This window comes from Arachidicoccus sp., from assembly GCF_050436765.1.
Classification (GTDB): Bacteria; Bacteroidota; Bacteroidia; order Chitinophagales; family Chitinophagaceae; genus Arachidicoccus.
The window spans coordinates 1-2,232 of record NZ_JBNQGD010000272.1 but is presented as its reverse complement, the minus strand read 5'-3'; the positions used below and the strand labels follow the sequence as shown (position 1 = coordinate 2,232).

Annotated in this window: 4 protein-coding genes; 3 read left to right on the top strand and 1 reads right to left on the bottom strand. The window is 37.7% G+C overall.

Going from position 1 to position 2,232, the window contains the following annotated elements; translation table 11 throughout:
* The 3 genes from ACQR30_RS11860 to gcvH all read left to right on the top strand — a co-directional run.
* Positions 1-256: hypothetical protein (locus tag ACQR30_RS11860; RefSeq protein ID WP_429735338.1), on the top strand; the 256-nt coding region annotated here is incomplete at its 5' end.
* 109 nt (positions 257-365) lie between these two features.
* Positions 366-1,556: a pyridoxal phosphate-dependent aminotransferase gene (locus ACQR30_RS11855; RefSeq protein ID WP_429735336.1), complete on the top strand. Its 1,191-nt coding sequence runs from the start codon at positions 366-368 to the stop codon at positions 1,554-1,556.
* A gap of 69 nt (positions 1,557-1,625) precedes the next feature.
* A complete protein-coding gene (gene gcvH / locus ACQR30_RS11850) occupies positions 1,626-2,006 on the top strand; it encodes a glycine cleavage system protein GcvH (RefSeq protein ID WP_429735334.1) in 381 nt (126 codons plus the stop codon).
* Positions 2,007-2,157: 151 nt separating this feature from the next.
* Here gcvH and ACQR30_RS11845 read toward each other — a convergent pair.
* A partial coding sequence (locus ACQR30_RS11845) for a 50S ribosomal protein L19 (protein WP_429735340.1) occupies positions 2,158-2,232 on the bottom strand: 75 nt, incomplete at its 5' end.

The window sequence follows — 2,232 nt, the reverse complement described above, 5'->3', positions numbered from 1 at the left end:
AATGCCTCGAGTTCAGACCTGGATAGGACGAACTTACCTTGACAATAGTATTGATAACCAGGTTGCTCAATATGTCTCGGTGCATTCAAATACCTATCGGTTTTCTTTTTTAAATTCGGAGGACACTTTAACACAGGTATTACCTCCTTTGGATGTAACTATTGAAAAAGATAAGTTTTATACTTTTTATCTACAGGGATCCGTTGGTAGCACCGGTGCAGATTCTTTAAAGGTGAATACGATCGTGTATCCGTAAACGGCTTAATTTCCTATTAGGGCAATGTCCTTATTTTTCAAAAAATTTTCCTACTGATTCTCCGTATCTTTGTGGCAATCATTTAATCAACAAAACAAAATAATATTGTATGCAACTGTCTTCTCTTTTAGAAAGATTCAGCGAGCCGGAAACACTCAAAATGGCAAAACTTGGTCGTGAATTGCGCGCACAGGGTGTTGATGTAATCGACCTAAGCTTAGGGGAACCCGACTTCGACACACCTACACATATTAAAGAAGCTGCTATAAAAGCGATCAACGATAATTGGAGTCATTATACACCGGTACCGGGTTTCTTAGATGTCCGTTCAGCTGTTTGCACGAAGTTAAAAAGAGATAATAATTTGGAGTATGTTCCTACTCAGATTGTCGTTTCTACCGGCTCCAAACAAAGTCTTGCCAATGCTATTTTGGCTTTGGTTGATGAAGATGAAGAGGTGATCATTCCTACACCCTATTGGGTTACTTATTCTGAGCTGGTAAAAATAGCCCGTGGGAAAGTTGTAGAGGTACGCACTTCTCAGGCAAGTGGATTTAAAATTACCCCCGAACAGTTGGCAGCGGCCATTACAGCCAAAACAAAATTGTTTCTTTTTTCTTCTCCCTGCAATCCTTCTGGAGCTGTTTATAATAAAGAAGAATTAAAAGCTTTGGCGGAAGTGTTTAAGAAACATCCGGATATTTTTATTATTTCGGATGAGATATATGAGTTCATCAATTATGTAGGGGCACACGAAAGTATCGCGCAGTTTGATGAATTAAAGGAACGAATAATCATTGTAAACGGATTGAGTAAAGGCTTTGCTATGACAGGCTGGCGCTTAGGGTACACTGCTTCTTCAGAAGTAGTTGCTAAAGCAATGGAAAAAATACAGGGACAAACTACGAGCGGCACTTGTTCTATAACGCAGAAAGCGGCTGTAACGGCTCTTACGGGTGATTTAACAGCCACTTTTGAAATGACGAAAGAATTTACTCGCCGTAAAAAAAGAGTATTGGAATTGGTAAAAGATATACCCGGCATTAAATGCTCCGAACCAGATGGCGCTTTTTATATTTTCCCTGACGTGAGTAGTTTTTATGGAAAATCAGATGGTCATACTGTTATCAGTAATTCTGCCGATTTCAGTATGTATATGTTAAATACCGCACACGTTTCATCTGTGATGGGTGCTGCCTTTGGAGAACCTGATTGTGTCCGTTTTTCTTTTGCCAATAACATTGAAAATATTGAAAAAGGTTGGGCGCGCATTAAAGACGCCTTGGCAAAACTTAAATAAATTATTCATTTTTGTACTTTATTTTTTTCAAAAATTTCTTGTACGTTTGTACCATAAAAATAAATTTATATGAACTTTCCTTCAGATTTGAGATACACAAAAGACCATGAATGGGTTAAAGTTGTTGATGGAAATACTGCTTTAGTAGGTATTACGGAATTTGCGCAAAGTGAGTTAGGTGATATTGTATATGTGGACATTAATTCTGTTGGTAATGAATTGTCGGCAGATGAAGTATTTGGTACAGTAGAGGCCGTAAAAACGGTTAGTGATTTGTTTTTACCTGTAGCTGCTAAAATTGTTGAAGTAAATCCTGCTTTGGAAAATGAGCCTGAGTTGGTAAACAGCGATCCATTTGGTAAAGGATGGATGGTGAAAATTGAGGTGGCTAATATAGCTGATATTGATCATCTGCTTGATGCGGAAGCTTATACATCTTTGGTTTCTTAATTAAGAAAAGATATTATATTCTATGAAAATAAAGCCGGTCCTGCCGGCTTTATTTTTTTAAACGGGCTAAAGAGCCGCTAAAAATTGACACGAAAAGAGGCCACCTTTTGGGGGTAGCCTTTATAAGTATTTTTATTTTAAAAAGAGAAAACTAGTGAGAAAAACGTTTCTCTTTAATTCTTGCGCTCTTACCACTACGTTCACGAAGAAAGTACAATTTAGCACG